The 16,224-nt window shown below is 52.2% G+C and carries 17 protein-coding genes; 1 reads left to right on the top strand and 16 read right to left on the bottom strand.

Going from position 1 to position 16,224, the window contains the following annotated elements; translation table 11 throughout:
- Nucleotides 1-773: 773 nt before the first annotated feature.
- Nucleotides 774-1,268 (bottom strand): response regulator, encoded by a 495-nt coding sequence (locus AAH187_RS16130; protein ID WP_342349502.1) that lies wholly within the window; start codon nt 1,266-1,268, stop codon nt 774-776.
- 338 nt (nt 1,269-1,606) lie between these two features.
- Between AAH187_RS16130 and AAH187_RS16125 the strand changes: the two genes are divergently transcribed.
- Complete coding sequence (locus tag AAH187_RS16125; protein WP_342349501.1) at nt 1,607-2,464, top strand: glycosyltransferase family 2 protein; 858 nt, start codon at nt 1,607-1,609, stop codon at nt 2,462-2,464.
- Between the two features lie 291 nt (nt 2,465-2,755).
- On the opposite strand, the gene AAH187_RS16120 is transcribed toward AAH187_RS16125, so the two are convergent.
- The 15 genes from AAH187_RS16120 to AAH187_RS16050 form a co-directional block, all read right to left on the bottom strand.
- A complete protein-coding gene (locus tag AAH187_RS16120; protein ID WP_342349500.1) occupies nt 2,756-3,175 on the bottom strand; it encodes a hypothetical protein in 420 nt (139 codons plus the stop codon).
- Nucleotides 3,176-3,224: 49 nt separating this feature from the next.
- Complete coding sequence (locus tag AAH187_RS16115) at nt 3,225-3,605, bottom strand: hypothetical protein (protein WP_342349499.1); 381 nt, start codon at nt 3,603-3,605, stop codon at nt 3,225-3,227.
- Between the two features lie 115 nt (nt 3,606-3,720).
- Nucleotides 3,721-4,191 carry a hypothetical protein gene (locus AAH187_RS16110; protein ID WP_342349498.1) on the bottom strand — a complete coding sequence of 157 codons (471 nt, stop codon included), beginning with the start codon at nt 4,189-4,191 and terminating at the stop codon, nt 3,721-3,723.
- Between the two features lie 507 nt (nt 4,192-4,698).
- Entirely contained in the window at nt 4,699-5,136 is a 438-nt protein-coding gene (locus AAH187_RS16105) for a hypothetical protein (protein WP_342349497.1), read from the bottom strand.
- A gap of 55 nt (nt 5,137-5,191) precedes the next feature.
- On the bottom strand, nt 5,192-6,625 hold the full coding sequence (locus tag AAH187_RS16100) for a trypsin-like serine protease (RefSeq protein ID WP_342349496.1): 1,434 nt from the start codon (nt 6,623-6,625) through the stop codon (nt 5,192-5,194).
- A 26-nt stretch (nt 6,626-6,651) separates the two neighbouring features.
- Complete coding sequence (locus AAH187_RS16095) at nt 6,652-7,164, bottom strand: hypothetical protein (protein ID WP_342349495.1); 513 nt, start codon at nt 7,162-7,164, stop codon at nt 6,652-6,654.
- Between the two features lie 338 nt (nt 7,165-7,502).
- Complete coding sequence (locus tag AAH187_RS16090; RefSeq protein WP_342349494.1) at nt 7,503-8,072, bottom strand: hypothetical protein; 570 nt, start codon at nt 8,070-8,072, stop codon at nt 7,503-7,505.
- 93 nt (nt 8,073-8,165) lie between these two features.
- Nucleotides 8,166-8,393 (bottom strand): hypothetical protein, encoded by a 228-nt coding sequence (locus AAH187_RS16085; protein ID WP_342349493.1) that lies wholly within the window; start codon nt 8,391-8,393, stop codon nt 8,166-8,168.
- A gap of 413 nt (nt 8,394-8,806) precedes the next feature.
- Nucleotides 8,807-8,938, bottom strand: a complete 132-nt coding sequence (locus AAH187_RS16080) for a hypothetical protein (RefSeq protein ID WP_342349492.1) — start codon at nt 8,936-8,938, stop codon at nt 8,807-8,809.
- Nucleotides 8,939-9,109: 171 nt separating this feature from the next.
- On the bottom strand, nt 9,110-10,657 hold the full coding sequence (locus tag AAH187_RS16075) for a hypothetical protein (RefSeq protein ID WP_342349491.1): 1,548 nt from the start codon (nt 10,655-10,657) through the stop codon (nt 9,110-9,112).
- Between the two features lie 162 nt (nt 10,658-10,819).
- Nucleotides 10,820-13,195, bottom strand: a complete 2,376-nt coding sequence (locus AAH187_RS16070) for a hypothetical protein (RefSeq protein ID WP_342349490.1) — start codon at nt 13,193-13,195, stop codon at nt 10,820-10,822.
- A 136-nt stretch (nt 13,196-13,331) separates the two neighbouring features.
- Nucleotides 13,332-14,108, bottom strand: a complete 777-nt coding sequence (locus tag AAH187_RS16065; RefSeq protein ID WP_342349489.1) for a DsbA family protein — start codon at nt 14,106-14,108, stop codon at nt 13,332-13,334.
- A 52-nt stretch (nt 14,109-14,160) separates the two neighbouring features.
- Entirely contained in the window at nt 14,161-14,502 is a 342-nt protein-coding gene (locus tag AAH187_RS16060) for a PAN domain-containing protein (RefSeq protein WP_342349488.1), read from the bottom strand.
- A complete protein-coding gene (locus tag AAH187_RS16055; protein ID WP_342349487.1) occupies nt 14,499-15,215 on the bottom strand; it encodes a hypothetical protein in 717 nt (238 codons plus the stop codon). The genes AAH187_RS16060 and AAH187_RS16055 overlap by 4 nt, the downstream gene beginning before the upstream one ends.
- Before the next feature lie 517 nt (nt 15,216-15,732).
- A partial coding sequence (locus AAH187_RS16050) for a hypothetical protein (protein WP_342349486.1) occupies nt 15,733-16,224 on the bottom strand: 492 nt, incomplete at its 5' end.

The raw sequence follows: 16,224 nt of genomic DNA, 5'->3' as shown, positions 1-16,224 counted from the left end.
TAATTAATCCTGGAATCGTTGTCACGTCATTACTCCCTGTATCCGGAATAGACGTAAGGGTAATGCGGTCGATTGATGTCTCGCGTCGTTTGGGATAAACGAAATTTTTCTAGGACTCTGGAGAAATATTGTCTAGGAAGTGGTGGACCTTTGAGGGGGGTGTTTGCAGAATGCTACTCGTGTTGAAGGCCTAAAACTTGTTACCAGAAAACCAGGCCATGGGGGGTGGCTGGATACAAGGCGCACGAAGGGGATTGGGAAAGTACTTACTTCTTTAGATTTTTCCCTTCCGTGGACGGCTCGGTTGATTTCGGGATTGAGATCGCTGACCCTCGACGGGATTGGGGCTTTTCTTCCGGAATGGGTATTCGCGGTTCCCACTCCTCGACCAATCCTGCTGTTCCGCGTTGGCCCCATGTGGACAGATTGAGGGTGGAATTTTTTCTTAGACCGGTAACCATGCGTACTTTCTCCATATTGTGAAAGGTGAATAGGCCAAATAGTCGTCTGGTAAATGACTCTGTCTGTGTGATTTTCCCTTCAAAATGTATCTAAAAGAGAGGATTTTAAAGGAAAAACCGTCTTCCAAGATTAATCAGCAATTTATATGCCAAATAATTCAGGAATCTATGTATCATTAGACCTCAGGTGCGATATGAGTATTGGGTAGAAGGATGTGAGTTGGCGCTGAATTGGAAAGGGAGTATGTAAAGGTTGGATAAGGGCCTCTCCCTTTAAATTAATGGATGTGAGGGTATAGGTCTGGTTGAATGTCAGAGGGAAGGGGTAGAAAAAGTGGGGGAATGTTGGTTTTGGTTCCCGTAATTCTGGTGAAGGAGCCTGGGTACTCTGGACCGTCTGGCAAAAAACCCGGGAAGTTCATTCAGAATCTTGCCTGGGGAAATGGGTTTTGGCCAAAATTCAGATGCACCAGCCCCTAAGGCAAGTTCCAGGTTTGTGCTATCGGATTGCGCACTCATGAGGATAATCGGAGTGTGTTGGAAATTTTTCTGTGCTCGAAGTCGTTCACAGACTTGGAATCCATCAAGACCGGGCATTTTCACATCCATAAAAATCAAGTCGGGTTGAACACATTTCGCGCGTTCGAGGCCACTCTCGCCATCCTCTGCACACACAACCTGATAGCCAATTCGTTCTAGGATATCACCGAGAATCATCAAATTATCCGGGGAGTCATCAATGAGGAGTACGGTGACGGAATCGATACCGGAAATTTTTTCTAATGTCTGTGGTGAAGATGACGTCATGTTCCCCATGCCTTCCTCCTTTTCTTGTCGTCTGGGCTCATTCATTTTTATGATATATGGCAATGTTAGTGCCAGAATGGCGTGGTATTGTAACTCATTGAAATATAGCTGTTTTTATCCAGTTTGTCTCATGGGAATCGGTGTCGTGCGGTGTGTCATGAGACAAACAGGATGAGACAGCAAATGTGTTTGAGACAAGGCAAAGATTGGTGTTGCCAAGAGAAAAGCATTCACAAAAGGGTGATATCCGTCTGTTCCTGTTGGTCACTGGGGCATTTGATCAAGAAATATCATAGGCAAAGATCAGAGACCACGATTGGGGTGGACTTCACCCAAAAATGATATTTGAAGAGGGTTTACTGAACGTTCATGGTAGGCTACGTGAAATCTTTTCCTCCAATTATTTAGTCAAAATCGACGTGGAAAATCCGGAAAATAAAATAAGTCAAAAAAATCAGATGGTGAGTATTGTCATTCCCGTATACAACGAGCGAAAAACAATTGAGACGATTGTAGGCCGCGTGCAAAATGTGGAAATCTCAAAGGAACTGATCATTGTGGATGATGGATCCACAGATGGAACTGGCGAATGGCTCCTCGAGCGATTCGGTCAGGTTCCTTCGGATGAAGAAGAAATCCAGAAAGCATTCGGTGAATCAGGTGCTGATTGTTCTCGTGTCCGTGTGCTGACTCACCAACGCAATCAAGGGAAGGGCGCAGCCCTGAAAACGGGATTTCTGCATGCCAGGGGGAGCATCGTCATCGTGCAGGACGCTGATTTGGAATATAGTCCAGAGGATTATCATCGGCTGTTGGAGCCAGTGATAACCGGTCGGGCCGATGTCGTCTACGGGTCCCGGTTTTTGGGGGCATGGAAAGGGAATTGGCCAATCGTTTCCTATCTGGGTAACAAGATTTTCACCGCGTTAACCAACGCTGCAACGGGTTTATCCTTGACGGATGTATGGACCGGGTACAAAGTGTTTAAACAGGAAGTCTTAAAAGATATCTCGCTCGAAGAATCTGGGTTTGATTTGGAATTGGAGCTCACACTGAAAGTGGCTCAGAAGAATTGGCGCGTGACGGAGGTGCCGATTTCTTATTTACCCAGAAGTAAAGCGGAGGGGAAAAAAATTGGTTGGAGAGATGGGCTTCAGTCCATCAAAACTCTGTATCGGTATTCCCACCCCTCATAACTCGTCGGATGGCCTTTCTTGGCAGTCCCCCCTTCCGCTTACGTCTGAATTTTTGAGGATCACCACATTTTTTTTCGCAGGTGGTCTTAGGAGACGATTCGCGAAGTGGGTCTTCTGATTGTGATGGGGCTCGTTCTAGGGGAGGTCAATGGGCATGGCAATGAAGCATGAATATCACTAAACTAAATGTTGCCGGTGCCGGGGGAGATAGTCTCTTCCCCCGGCGTAAGCAAAATCTTGTCATGGACGGATCATGACAGTCATATAGGCCAAAAGTCTTGTAGCCCTGTGCTAATTGGTTCCCCCCCCGTTTATTGTACATTTACAGGTTTGTGAACTCCCACTACCCGTGCAGGTGATTTTTCCGCAACTGCTCTTAATCAGATCCTTCATGTATGTACAATCGGTTGCACCACTGCAATTGCAACGACCAGTGTTGGGGCTGCACTTAAACCCTGTCGGCACGGTCGTTGGTGGAGAAATGGTTCCAGGAGGAACCGCAATGCCCATGCCGGCGCGCGGAATAAAGGTTCCGACTCCTCGATCGGTGACGTCATCAGAAGAAGATTCTGTTTTCACATCCTCTTGGCTTGACGTGTCAGAAGCCGATGGAGCATCCGCCGCGTTCGCGAGTTGAGAGAATCCGAAAATCATACCCGCTACTGCGCAAACCCGAAACAGGTTTTGAACCTGTGGCCTCATGTCTTTCATGGCAGAGTCTTCCTTTCTTGAATTTCGTGATGGATGAATCAGGGATGTGTTACCTGATGGCTGTGCAGGTACAGGTTTGTGATGACCCTGGGCAGTTGAGGGTCCCGCTACAGACTATGGACTTCATGAGCTTGCAGTCTCCTGTTTTAGATTTTTTGCACGTACAAGTTTGGGATTTGGCATCACACGAAAACCCAACTGGGTCCATTACTCCTCCGGTCTTTCCTCCAGTTGCTCCGCCAAAGGGCATCCGGCTGATACCCCGTTCCTGCACTTCTCCGGCGTCGGTCGACGTACCCTGCTCTTCTTGCATCGTCGGCGATGTGTCCGCTGGATCGTTGGCCAAAACAAAAGCTGCCGATCCGAACCCGATCGCAAAAGTGAGAATCGTGGAATGAATCAATCCGACGAATGTATTCTGTCTTTTCATAATTCCCTCCCGTTATGTGGTGAATGAATCATTGTGCACCTATCTTCACTATTGTCTCGGGACAGTTTCGTTCTTCTAGCTTCGCTCAACCCTACAGGGATTCCGTTTCACCCGATTACTTAACTCCTTCAGACGGCACAGGGGCGGATTCAGTGGGAATCTCAGTTAAAGGCTCACTGGTTTGGTCGCCTTCGATGCCGCGCCGCATGATCGGGGCCTTTGCTCCAGTCTTCGGGACCCGGGACGTCTTCGGTGGAGCTTTGGTAGGTTCACTTTGAAGTACATTGCCCTGAACCCCCTTCACACCCCCCAGAGGATTCGAGGTCTTTGCCTCGATTTGTTCACAGTCCTTCCCTCCTTGGTCGTTTTTGGTGCAACACATATAGTCTCCACTGGGGATACACTCGACCCACTGCCCGGGTTTGTTCAAGCAATGGAAGGCTCCATCAGGAACACCACCTTTGCACTTCTCGGAATTATGTATTGCTTGAAGCGCTTGCACCTGAACCGGGGACAGGACAAGCACTCCCCAAACCAGCAGTCCCCCAACACTCATTTGCCGAATTCTTTGCTTCATGCTTTTCATTATTGTCCTCCTGGTCATTGAAGATTGAGCGTAACCCGCTTTGTTTGGTTGGTTGTTAGTCACATCAAACCCGTTGGTGTGTCCTCCCTTCTCCACACGATGGGCGACAGACTGCCGTGTTTTTCCCCCGCCCCATTTATGGATGAGCAAACTTCGATTTCTTCTGTGACATTTCGCTCCGTGACGTTCTTGGGGCAACGTGGTAATGAGGGCCCCGTTGGGCGCCTCCTCTGGTATGACCACCATTTAGTTTCTGCTAATTGTCGGTTACGGCACACGGACAAAATACATGGCGTCGGTGCCGGCCGTTCCACTAGCACTACTCGCCTCGGCATAGGCTTCCGTCCCTGCGGCTAGCGTATACCGGCCATCCAGCCGCCAACCCTTCTCCTCGGTCTTTCGATTAACTCAAGATGGTGACGGCAAGTGGTGCCTCCGTCCTTAGGAAAACTCGCGTGCTCACCCTATAGCCCGGTGATCTTCCCGTTATACGGCCCCGTCGCCTGATTATTTCGCCGGCTTTTCTCCTTCATGCTCTTTTAGCCAGGACTCCGTCAGCCATGATGGAATCGGCGTCTCCTCGCCAACTTCCTTCTCTCCCTCGAACCCGCGCTTTAGCACCGGTGCTTGGCTCAAGCCTTTGAGCCCACCTGACATCGCCGCAGACCCGGCTGGTCTTCGACAAGTTTGGACTTGATTCGTCGAGCTCATTGTGCAGCACTTCATCTGGCCACCTTCGCACACAAGGACGTGTATATATGAATGACCCTGCATAATATCCTGCTCCGCTTGGCTCACGCAGGATGATCCGAAATTCGTGTTGAGATCCGCCGTTGTGCACCCGAAGACTTTGGCCTTGGGTTTAGCCTGGGCATTGAGCGGCAAGCCGAATACCCAGATCGCGATGCCGAGTGCAAGAACCGTCATGGTGTGCGTAAGTCGCATGTTGACCTCCTGTGTAAGTTAATTGTGTGGTGTTCTTGCTACGTCGATCAATCGATTAAGGTGTGCTTCTTCCGGCTGGGTCAAAGGGGCTTGGTTGTTCAATGATCGGCTCATCGTTGGATTGTGTGCCATCAACTCCGCGGCTCAGAACGGCCGTGTTGTTGAATTTGGAGATGTTATTGTTGAGCAAGGCATTTCCGATCTGGCACGTGAACTCACGCGATGCGCCGGCGGGGAAGGGACCGGAGAACTGGGCGAGGTTGCTCACAAACGGGAGCTGAGTCACCTGGGTGGCACCGTTTGCCATAGTCGTTCGCATAGTGAACCCGACGATCTGAGGCGGCCCGAATTGGGTGCTGGCCTGATTGGAATCGAGTTGGCATATGATTCCCTGCGCCTGGCCTCCGTCGCACATGGCGCCTTCTTCGATACCCACCACGTTGAGTGGGCCAAAATACGGCGTGTTCGGGTGGCTGCAGCCCATGACCAGCTTACCGCGCGCGGCCATGCCGCTCCAACGGACGCGGGTGTTGCCTGACAGGGAGGCATCATTCTTCCCCATCGTTTGCAGAATCCAATCGCGAAACACAAAGACATCCGTGAAAACGGCTTCACCCGACGGTGTCATGCAGTCGGAGACACTACCTTGCGATGCAACCCCGCGCACAATGGCGCGTCCATTCTCGACCGTCACGAACCCGGACCCGCTATCGCCTGGACAGAGCGAAGCGCCGGCTGTATTGGCAGGCACAAAGATTTTCCTGGGGGAATCGATCGCAGATATAGGACCGCGGAAGATGGCCACCTGTCCCTGAGGCACCGGCGTTCCGTCGTGCCTGATGTAAGATGCCACAGTTCCTACGAGGCCCGGGTTACGCGGAAATCTTGGCAACCCGACTGTTTGGAGAACGAAGTTGACCGAGAACGGCTGTGCCAGTTTGATCAGCGCAATGTCGTTAGCCTGGTCCGGGCTGGGTGCATAGCTCGGGTGGATGAATACGCCGCGATTGTTCGCAGGGCCGGCATTTGGGTCGGGAGGGCGGGTTTCTGTTTGCACGTTACCTTTCGAATCTCTCCGGGTATAGGTAAGTTTGCTAAACCCGATATTGGGCGTCACGCAATGGGCAGCGGTCAGGACCCATTGCGGATCGATCACCACAGCGCCGCAACCGTTCATCCGCACGACCCAGGGGTATTTGTAGTCGGGCTCGTTTGTGCCGCCGACCACAGGCAATGGTCCGGTAGGTCCTGAAGATGGAGTTGGCGACGCTGACACAGGGGGTGATGGCTTTCGAAGTTCCCGCCGATTGAGCCCGCGTTCGATAACATCTCCTTGATCTTTGGAGGAGCTTGTTTCTTCCTGGACGCCAGAAGAAGGGGACGGCGTATCAGTCGGCTGGGAGAGTGCCATTCCTCCCACGAGTGCCCATGCGGCAAGACCCCAGGTTGTGAAAAGCAGTTTGGGAAATGAGGTATGTGAACGTTTCATGAGTTCCTCCTTTTCTTGTCTGATGGTTATTTTGTTGTCCCGGTAGGCTGATCTGTGTTGTCGGATGGCGCTAGAGGGGTCTCAGTCGGCTGCTCTCCTTCGACGCCACGCTGCATGATGGCTCCGCCTTGAAATCTTGGCGCACCCTGGGGCAGCCGTTTCGGTTGTCCTTGCATCAGCGGCGCCGTTTGCCCGGGGGTGATCTGGTTGTTGGGGAGTTGAGTTCGCGCGGCAGCTTTGCAGTCCCGGACATTCGAATAGGCGGTCTTTTCGTAACATTTTCCAACATTGGGCCCGCCAGTCTCGCACTCGTCGTATTTGCAGTAATCGGCCGTGCACTTCATATCCTTGCCGGTTCCTTCTTCCTTCCCGTTCACAGTGGTCGTCCCGGATGCCTTGCAGGTTTGTCCACCCGGACCCTTAGGCACCGCCAACACATCTGAAGGCACAAAGATGTTGAGCAGGCCAAAAAGTAGAATTACTCCAGAAACACCCAAAGGGATTTTGCTGTAAGGTAAGGTAGGTCTCGGAACTGTCATGTTGTCCTCCTATTTTTTGAAAAGCCTATCTGCCTATGAGTCGCAAGTGAGTATGTAAAGGTTCATCCTGTTATCGCGTTGCTGGGGGCTCTTCTGGCGTTATCAGAACCAATGGCAAAGGTGAATGGATGCACTATTCCAAATATGGTGATGCCATCCTGGATCGTTTTTTGAGAATTATCCGGGTTGTCCTTGCGTGCTCTCCTTGAATTCTTGACCACCTCCTCAACCGTCTCTTCCCGCGTTTCGGTCATCTCGCGGGAGATGTCGTTCCACCTTCAATCGAACCATTGCATGCATTGCGAGGTGCCATACAGGGGGTAACTATTTTTTCCTCTCTACCGTCTCTGTAGCGGTGTACATTCGCAGCTCTGGCTCCCAGCCGGACAAGAACCTGGGCAAAAGGGTGAGAGCAACTGGCATTCAGCCTGGTTGGTGCAGGTGCATTGCGTCACAACAGTGGGCACTTGAAACCCACACAAATTGGGTGGCAGCGTGGGAGGCGTGCCTCGGAATAGTGGCGTGCATTGGCAGTTCTGGCTTCCTGCCGGGCAGGCGCCAGGGCAAAGGCCAGTCAATACCTGGCAGTCGGCTGTGTTGGCGCAGCGACATTGGGTCAACATGTGGGTAATCTGCTGACACAGGTGAGGGGGTAGCCCTCCTTCGGGTTGCTGTGGTTGTCGTGGCGCGAAAATCTCCCTTGGGTTTTTGCCACGGGGAACTTTGTGCAATCCTCGCCCCTTAATGTCCCCTTCCTCCCCCGGTTGGCTCAATTCTTCGTGAGCTAAGGAGGAGGGAATCTGAGCCTCCTCGGCGGATCCCATGGATGCGCCCCATAGGAGCGAAATGACGAAAAGAGAAAAGACGATTGCACGCGCACGACTCGGATGCCCACAAGACTGATTCATGACCGGCCTCCTTTCTTGTTCGATCTTCATCAGGTGCTGGTGTTAGATGGAGACGAATGGTATTGCCGCTGTTCGGTTTATTTAAAGAGTCAGTTACGGCACACGGACAAATTGCACCGCGTCCGCGCCGGCGGTCCCATTGCCACTACTGACCTCGACATAGGTTGCAGTCCCTGCGAGCAACGTGTAGCGCCCATGCAGGCGCCAAGCGTTTCCGCCTGTTTGCTGATTAAAGTTTTTGACGGTATTCCCTCTAACATGGTGAACGGTATATGGCACCGTCGTCGATCGATTGGAATGGTTCGGCCATCGTACATACACGTCATATTGCCCATTGTGGGAATCGTCGGGACCCAGCGGAAACGAATTTCCGTGTTGCCGCTGGAGGTATCCAATCTGAGTTGGGAACCAACCAGCGTGTCCACATCGTACGTTCCAGCTTCTAAAAGGACATCGCTCCCGTCTGATTCCAGAAAATGGGCAGATTGCTCTATGGTGAGTGTGGAAGCCGCTAACGCCCACGGGACGAATCCAAGGAGGAAAGCCCATGTAAATAGAGGCAGTCCCACAACGTTCACGGCATTTCGAACGAAGAATTTTTTCAAGAAAATACTCCTTCCTTCACCTCAGACTTTTCAGAAAGAAAAAATCAATACAATCCTGTTGTAACGATTGCCCTTCCTTGCCTCCTGTGTCGATTTGTCTCTGTTCCTCGGCTTTTGTTGTGGTTACTTTCAGCTCTTACCGCGCCCGACCAGGCTTTTGAGATCTTTCAAATCCCATGCGCCCGGGATCAGTTCCGTACCGATGATAAAACCGGGCGTCCCTTTGATGTCCAACTCTCTTACCAGCGCCACGGGTATCATCTGTTTACCCTTCCGGCGGTGATGTGGGCATTAATCCGGTGTGACGGCCTTACCCTCGGCTCATAAACTGGTCTATCGTTACCTGCCTGGTCTATCAACCAACGCAAAGAAACCCTTATTCTTAAAGAATCTCCCTTATTGAAGAGATACAGGATATCTTCTTCACGGTTATTACCTCCGCGTTGCGGCCTCGGCCAGCCGAAGGACGCTTGCGTTATAAGACTTAAAGGCAGCATGCATTGTTCTGACCTGAGAGTCTGCGAAAAATGCCACGACTTCTTTGGTGGGGAGCAGATCGACCATCGCCATCAACGGACCCGCCTGCTCTCTTCTAGCGCGAGGATCATAGCCCTTTAGGATGGCGTCACGGTGCAGATTCATCGCGCCGTCGAAGGCCCCATGAAGACCCGCAATTACCGCTTGATGAATCTTCGGTAAGACTATGGTGTCATAGATCGCGTTCGGGGTCGCGGTTTCTCCTACCCCACATACGCCTCCTCCGACAATGTCAGCGAGAGAACACACGGCGCTGATCACTTCGACCACGACGTCTTTCAAGAGTGTCGATGCCCCGAGCATCTGCATAACGGTATCGCCCGCGCAGCCGGGAAGCGTGCAGTCGATGTATTTGTGGCCGGCGTATCGCAGGATCGCGTGCCCCACTTCGAATCGGAGCACTTCTGGAATGACATCGTCCTCTCTCACCGATTGTTGCAGGCGTCCGAGCGCCACCAGGCTCGTCGACGGATTACCGACGGCCGAGGTCATTTGATCAATCAAGGTCCGACCCTCGACGAGGTCTTTCGTGAAAATATGTCTAAATGCTATACCGTTAGCGATAGACTCCACTTCCTCGGGGATCAAAAACTGAATGGTCGTCTTCGTGGCGGTTTGCGCCGTGCTGAGTATCTGTGGAAGGCTCTTGAGCATGGCGCCCATCGCCTTCGCAACAATGTCGTTGAGGACAGGGGCGATGGATTGGTCAAAGGTGGTTTTTATTCTCGCTTCCAGCTGGGGCGCGATTTGGAGAGCGGACTGCTTGATCATCGCGATCTGAGGGTTCAATCGTGGGAGAATGCATCGAGTGACAGGGTGTTCGCTGGCTAATTGTGTGAAAATGCGGATGGACCGGTCAGCCACTTGGTTGAAGTCTCCAGGTCCACCGGATGTCCGTAGCGCCTGAAGGTGTTCTGACATCAAGGTTTGGGACCTTTGTTGGGCAATCGTCCAGATTTCGTTTGTGAGATCGGCGGCGAACTTCCCTGGATTCGAGGCGAGGAGCTGAATGCGGGAGGTAAATTGAGGCTGGAGCGACTGGCTTTGGTTGAGACAGGTGAAAAATGGTTCCAGATTCAATGTTCTCACCGCTTCCAGCATGCGGCGCTCGCCCTCGAGTTTCGCCAGTAAAGGACTGTTCTTCAGGTTGTTGAGTTCGGACTGGATTCCCTGGGTTTGCGCTTTTGCCGCGTCGGTGGCTTTCTTGGCGTCGTCTTGGACCTTATCGATCTTTCCATTGATACAGCTCTTCAGTGCATTGAAGTCCGGGAGGCCGTTTTTGTATTTGATTTCGCAGCCGGCTATCGACACACCACGGCTCTGAATTTCATCCGCAGTTTCCGCAGGAGGAGTAGAACCGGACTCCTGTGAGAATGCTACAGGGGGAGCGAGGCCGATGAGTGCCATTCCAAGAAATAGGGTCACTCGACGGATGTTCATCATTGCCTCCTTTTGGTGAAAGAATGGGGTTGGATCGTCTGAAATCATTCCGGCCCCCGCTAGGCTCGATGGTTCAACTATCCCGATCGTAATGTCCAAGACCTTGGCTCTGGACACCGGCATTCGCATTCCCGCCGACGGCATCCGACGTCTGATCCTCAGAACTCAGGGCGGACAGGCACCGGAACTGGAGGGCGGGGTCGGCGGGAAGGGATCTGTTCCAGCCACGCCTATTCCCGGGCCGAGGTTTTGCGCGCCCATGTGTGCCATCAGTCCCGGTGTCAACGGTCCTTTAAAGAGCGTATTGAACACCTGCAGACGAATTGTTTCGTCCTGCCACAACTTGAGGCCACCCTTGGCACTATTGGATTGGTCATAGCCAAAAATCCTGCACTTGAACGGCTGTTTCGCTCTCCGTGGAAGTTGCGGTGCTGCCTTTTTCCACTGGTGATCACCATCGATGCTGCGTAATGCTCCCATCAGCACCTCACCGGCTAGGGCACCGGCTGGATAGGGAGTTTGTCTGGTTTTCGGAAAAATCATCGTGTTGAGTTGCTGCCCGTCGAGCAGCACCAGCTTCGCCATCGTGAGTGAGTTCTGTAAGGCGGCAAAGTTCGGGAGCTGATCGAGTGTCATGTTCTTTGCCAGAAGAGGTAGGCCCATGTCCTGGTATAGGAGTTGGGTGATCTGTGGGAAGATAACGAGTTGTTTGCGTGATGTGTCATCATTGAATTCGTCATCCACTTCCAACGGGGCCGGATCTTTACTGCGCAAATTGACGATCGACCGTGAATATCCCGCCAGTGCGCCTTTGTCGATGCGAATGGCTGTAGAAACCATCTTCCCGACACCGGCCAAGACTTCACCCGCGGTGTGAGCTACGAACTTGTCGAACTTTTCGATTTCGTTTCGTAACGTTTGGTCAATCACCGTATTCTGAAGCAGCAATTTGAGGTTGGTCAGGTTATTTTTGACTCCGATATAGCCGGTACGGGCTTTGTCACATTGCGGGGCAATTTGGGTGAGGACTGGAAGACCGAAGGTGGGGCCCCAGCACATTGTCCATTGCTTGAGCGGTTCGGTCACGTCATGCCCGGGCGAGAAACGGCTGCCCGGCGGACGTAATAGTTCCTTTGAGGTGTCTTCCCAAGCTTGGATGTAGGCATCCACGGCGTTTTCGATGCCCTGTCGCCACACGGTCAAACCGCCATCGATGGCGGCGAGGGTTTGATTTCTGACCTGATTTAAGGTCGCCTGGACGGTCTTGCGCAGATTCACGGTTTCAAGCGCCTGCTGCATGGCATTTTTCTTATTGTCTCGAATCTTTACCAAGTTGTTGTAATCGTTGCGACGGTCCTCTATGGCTTTTATTGCGTTGTCGCGAGCCTTCTTTGCCGCTTCGTAAGGACCTTTGAAATGAGGGGGCAGATTCGCCACCATCTGACTGGTGATGTTGTCGAGCAGGCCAAAGGCATTTTTTCTTGCTTTAGCGAACTGGTCAGCGGCATCGCCCGCTGCTTTTTCCGCCTTCTTCATTGTGTCGTACGCCGCACCGGCGGCTTGTACGGCAGTGTTGTGAGAAGATTGTGCGGCATTGAATAGTCCTTGGGCTTGCGACAGGGCCTGGGTCGCCGTGTTTGCGGCATTGTTGATCGCAGTGCGGAGCGCCTGCATGGGTTGAGAGGATTTATGGAGTTCGTTCCAATAGACATACATGGCGAACAAATGCTGTGTGGCTTTTTCTCGCGCGTACTGATTGGCAACCGTGAGGTTCAAGACAAGATTTGTGCGCACGAACTCTCGTGGAGCTTGAAATGGTGTTAGGAGATCGGGTTGTGTTTTCGTCACGTTCTGAGGGTTGCCTGTGGTTCCCCTGAGTTGTCCACCAAGGCGTTGTCCGGCTTCCTCGTTCGTCAGCGATACCGGTTCCGGCAGATAGCTCTTGTGTGTTCGAGCTACCAGACTTTCAATTGCCATGTGGCGGAATTCCACTTCTTGCTCGTCGAAGAGTGAAAACACATCACCGGCGTAGAGGTTGACATAGGTGTGGGCCCACATGTCCATGGCCGCATGGATCAGATAGCCATACGCGAACGCGACCTCTGGACCTTTCGTCGATGTGGCTAAGGCGCGAGTACGTATCCAAAGCAGCCAATCGTCCGTCTGCCAGGAAGCCGCATTGGTAAAGAGCGGCTGTCCCACCATAGAGGCAAGGGTGGCCGCCGTTTCAAATACATTTTTACTTTCAACGCCTGGATGAGTCGTCATCTGCCCTGCGATCATATCGGGATAGGTGTCAGGTCCCAGCACACCAAGAAGGAACGCCCCCTCGTGATTCGCAATCGCCTTTTGGAGGTCGGAAGGAATCGGAAACTCGCCTATTGGTAAATGGACTTTGCCGGTCTGCTTTATCTCTTCATACAACCCTTTGGCCAGCCAAATATGCGTATCGATCTTCCAGGCATGGGTAGGGCTGGCTGCCAAAGCTGTACTGATAACGCTTAATCCAATAACCAGAAGTTGAAACCATTTGGAATACATCGGTAATCTCCAAATTATTTTTGTTGATGGCAGAGTCGATACCTCCCCGGCCAATCTTCTGCTCCCATGCTTGGCACTATCTATTGATCTGAATCAGCGTAAAACGTTTGGATCCTCCTCCCATTTTCTGGAGCCATCAACTCTTATTTTTGCGAACCCGGCCAACCAGGCTTTTGAGATCCTTCAAGTCCAGGGCACCTGGGACCAGTTCGGTCCCGATAATGAAACCTGGTGTGCCGTTGATGCCCAACTCTCTGGCGAGTGCTCGATTGCCATCGATAATGTCTTGGATGGTTGGCAATTGCATATCCTTGCGAAGTCGTTCGGTGTCTAGCCCAACAGCTCCGGCAATCTCAAAGACCGTGTCAGGGGTCAATTCCTGTTCAGCCTCAAGTAAGGCTTCATGAAAGGCCAGGTGTTTGCCTTGGACATTTGAGGCTAAGGCTGCACTGGCAGCGAGCACTGAAGCTTCTCCAAGGATAGGATAGTCTTTGTAGACGACCCGGACCTTGGGATCTTCCTGCTGTAGTTGAGTCACTACTCCGGCCACACGTTTGCAGTATCCACATCGGTAGTCAAAGAACTCCACGACGGTGACATCTCCTTCGAGGTTGCCACTGACCGGTGAATTTGGATCGTTCAGCAACTCTGCCTGTTTGGTCGCGATGAGATCGCTGACCCGTTGCCGTTCCTCGGCTTCGCGTTGGGCCTGCAAGGCTTGCAGTGTTTGCTCGATGACCTCGGGGTGAGCACGAATGTACTGTTCCACCACTTGTTCCACGGCCTGTTGAAAGGCCGGGTCTGAGGGTGATAGGGGAGTTTCTGCGTTGGTCAAAACGGGGAGAAGTCCAAGAGCTCCGCCAAGGACAAGACCGCAAATTTTCGTTCGAATGCTCATTTCACGAAATGACATATCAATCTCCTACAATCTGTGGATGTGTTGGTTTGCCTCTATCAATAGTTAGTTAGTGCCCGATATTCCGAATGATCTTTTCTTGGCTGGAGTTCCGGGTTCCGGATATGCAGCAATGATCGGTTGCCGGCTTCGGTTCCGATCGCTTTAAAAAACATTGCCCTGGAGTAAAACCTGGGTTCGGCTTCACGAAGGTGAATGCCTGACAATTTTCATTCCCCGCGCAGCGCGTACGGCAGGCATCCGGACTCTCTTCCGTATACCGGGCATAGTCATCGCCAGGCCGGTCTGTTTCTTCCTCCAATTGAAAACGTCCATGAAGGCTATTGACGAGATTTGTGCTCAAGGCAATGGCCATCTGGCGTTGCGACATTAATGACTGGAGCTGAATCATTTCCAATTCACCGTCCCGGTTGGCTGTCCCGTCCCGGTACTGTGCGGAAATATTTGATTGAACCGTTGGGAGGCGACGCCCTTGTCGTCCGTTTCCAAACGAACAACTCCGGTAAATGAATCGAGTTGATCGTGTCTGGCAGCGCGGAAATCTCCCCTTGCCCGGATACCGCTCAGCGAACTGGTAGCCTCAAGCGCAATGCCATCAGGTAAAAATACGACTACGTGCAGGATGTCTTTATTGGCAGCCCCATGGATCAGATGTGCCTCTGGAGTTTGGGTAGGTTGATCGTGTTCGGTTCGAGAGGCCTTGACCGTGATTGTTCCGTGTTCGTTCCAGAAAGTCAGTCGGGATTCCCCCTGGGTGATAGGTTCAACCAGATACATCCCTGGGGAGACTGTCACGTTCTGCCCATCGGGGGTCTCAAAATGCAGAGTTTGTTCCAAGTGAATCAACAGGGGAGTCAGCTTATCATGTGCCAGCGTCGACGTGTCCGACTCTTCCGTCGCGCTGGCCGAGAAAGCGGTAAGGGAAAGTAGTTCAAGATTGAGAAGCGCCGTGATACATATCAGGACAGCGATGAGGAGAAGGTAAGGAGTATTGATTTGTGGAACCAGTGGATCGCATTCATGACGGTACCGGCTCCAAGGGATGTATCTGTTCGGTTTTTCTCTCTTGAGAGCATGTAATGAACGAAACGAATGGGAGTTCATCTTTGCCTTTCTTCCCTGAATTTTATTCCTGTAAGGTCAGGAGAGCCTGATTGTGTGGTGGTGTGTCGGAAGAACGGTGAAAAGGGTTCAACGCCGCTAAGCTGTGGAGCAATCAAGGAAGAGGAAAAACAATCTAAAAGGCGAGCATAGGAGGAAGGATCGCCATCGAAGGCCGAGGCAAGGGAAGAAAATGGAGTTAGCTGTGCAGGAGGATCACACCCGTGGCGGTATTGCGTGAAGGGAGAGAAGAGACAGAAGGGAGAAGTCGAAAATACCACTAGCATACGGAGGAGTCCCTTGGACCATTAATCTCTTCATGTTGGCTGGGGAAAGGTACTCCGAATCAATAATAACCGCAATAACCCATATTATCTCTATCAATTAGACACCTTAGACTCAAAGCCCTGGAGATGGATGAGGGTGTGCCGGGCGTTTCCGATGAGCGCCGCTTGGTTTCCATCTATTCGACCCTCTGGGTTCGTTCCCGTGCGACTCACACCTGCTTCTTTTCCTTCGATTACTTTCCAAACGAGCGCGTCGGGGGTTGAAGTGCCTTGTTGGTTGCCGGGGCCATCACCACAAATTCGACCCACTCGCTCCACCCGGATTGTTTGGGACTGGAGACTTGGGCGCTGAGTCGCCAGGCTCCCGGTGTGGTGATACCTCCCGGAGGCATTCCTGCGCCAAACCCCGTGTAGCCCGCTGCTGACTCCGCTTGAGCAGATCCTAAGGGAAGCGTTGTATGAGCCACCCAGTTACCTTTGGGGTCTTTTCGTTCGATCCTCACCATATAGCCTGTCACGCTTTCTGCCGTTTTGAGGGGGAGACCTGTATTAATGTCGATATTGGTACCGGCCCATTGTGGCGGTGGACCAAGTCTGATCGGCAGGGCTGTCTGGTTAAGGAAGCGTTGGCCGGCAGCCGGTTCGTGAATGATTGGCGACAACGTCGCACGGTACGGCGATGATGGTTGTTTGGCTCCTTGGAGTCGTTGGTTCTCCCGGCGCTT

Origin of the sequence: uncultured Nitrospira sp., assembly GCA_902500695.1 — a bacterium.
Lineage (GTDB): Bacteria > Nitrospirota > Nitrospiria > Nitrospirales > UBA8639 > Nitrospira_E.
This window is presented reverse-complemented; position numbering and strand designations above follow the sequence as displayed.

Bases quoted from the DNA above. Each gene is read 5' to 3' on its own strand.
- AAH187_RS16060 (WP_342349488.1), bottom strand. From the start codon at position 14,502: ATGATTCAGCTCCAGTCATTAATGTCGCAACGCCAGATGGCCATTGCC.
- AAH187_RS16130 (WP_342349502.1), bottom strand. From the start codon at position 1,268: ATGACGTCATCTTCACCACAGACATTAGAAAAAATTTCCGGTATCGAT.
- AAH187_RS16075 (WP_342349491.1), bottom strand. From the start codon at position 10,657: ATGATGAACATCCGTCGAGTGACCCTATTTCTTGGAATGGCACTCATC.
- AAH187_RS16125 (WP_342349501.1), top strand. From the start codon at position 1,607: ATGATATTTGAAGAGGGTTTACTGAACGTTCATGGTAGGCTACGTGAA.
- AAH187_RS16110 (WP_342349498.1), bottom strand. From the start codon at position 4,191: ATGAAAAGCATGAAGCAAAGAATTCGGCAAATGAGTGTTGGGGGACTG.
- AAH187_RS16055 (WP_342349487.1), bottom strand. From the start codon at position 15,215: ATGAACTCCCATTCGTTTCGTTCATTACATGCTCTCAAGAGAGAAAAA.
- AAH187_RS16100 (WP_342349496.1), bottom strand. From the start codon at position 6,625: ATGAAACGTTCACATACCTCATTTCCCAAACTGCTTTTCACAACCTGG.
- AAH187_RS16115 (WP_342349499.1), bottom strand. From the start codon at position 3,605: ATGAAAAGACAGAATACATTCGTCGGATTGATTCATTCCACGATTCTC.
- AAH187_RS16090 (WP_342349494.1), bottom strand. From the start codon at position 8,072: ATGAATCAGTCTTGTGGGCATCCGAGTCGTGCGCGTGCAATCGTCTTT.
- AAH187_RS16065 (WP_342349489.1), bottom strand. From the start codon at position 14,108: ATGTCATTTCGTGAAATGAGCATTCGAACGAAAATTTGCGGTCTTGTC.
- AAH187_RS16080 (WP_342349492.1), bottom strand. From the start codon at position 8,938: ATGATACCCGTGGCGCTGGTAAGAGAGTTGGACATCAAAGGGACGCCC.
- AAH187_RS16095 (WP_342349495.1), bottom strand. From the start codon at position 7,164: ATGACAGTTCCGAGACCTACCTTACCTTACAGCAAAATCCCTTTGGGT.
- AAH187_RS16105 (WP_342349497.1), bottom strand. From the start codon at position 5,136: ATGCGACTTACGCACACCATGACGGTTCTTGCACTCGGCATCGCGATC.
- AAH187_RS16070 (WP_342349490.1), bottom strand. From the start codon at position 13,195: ATGTATTCCAAATGGTTTCAACTTCTGGTTATTGGATTAAGCGTTATC.
- AAH187_RS16120 (WP_342349500.1), bottom strand. From the start codon at position 3,175: ATGAAAGACATGAGGCCACAGGTTCAAAACCTGTTTCGGGTTTGCGCA.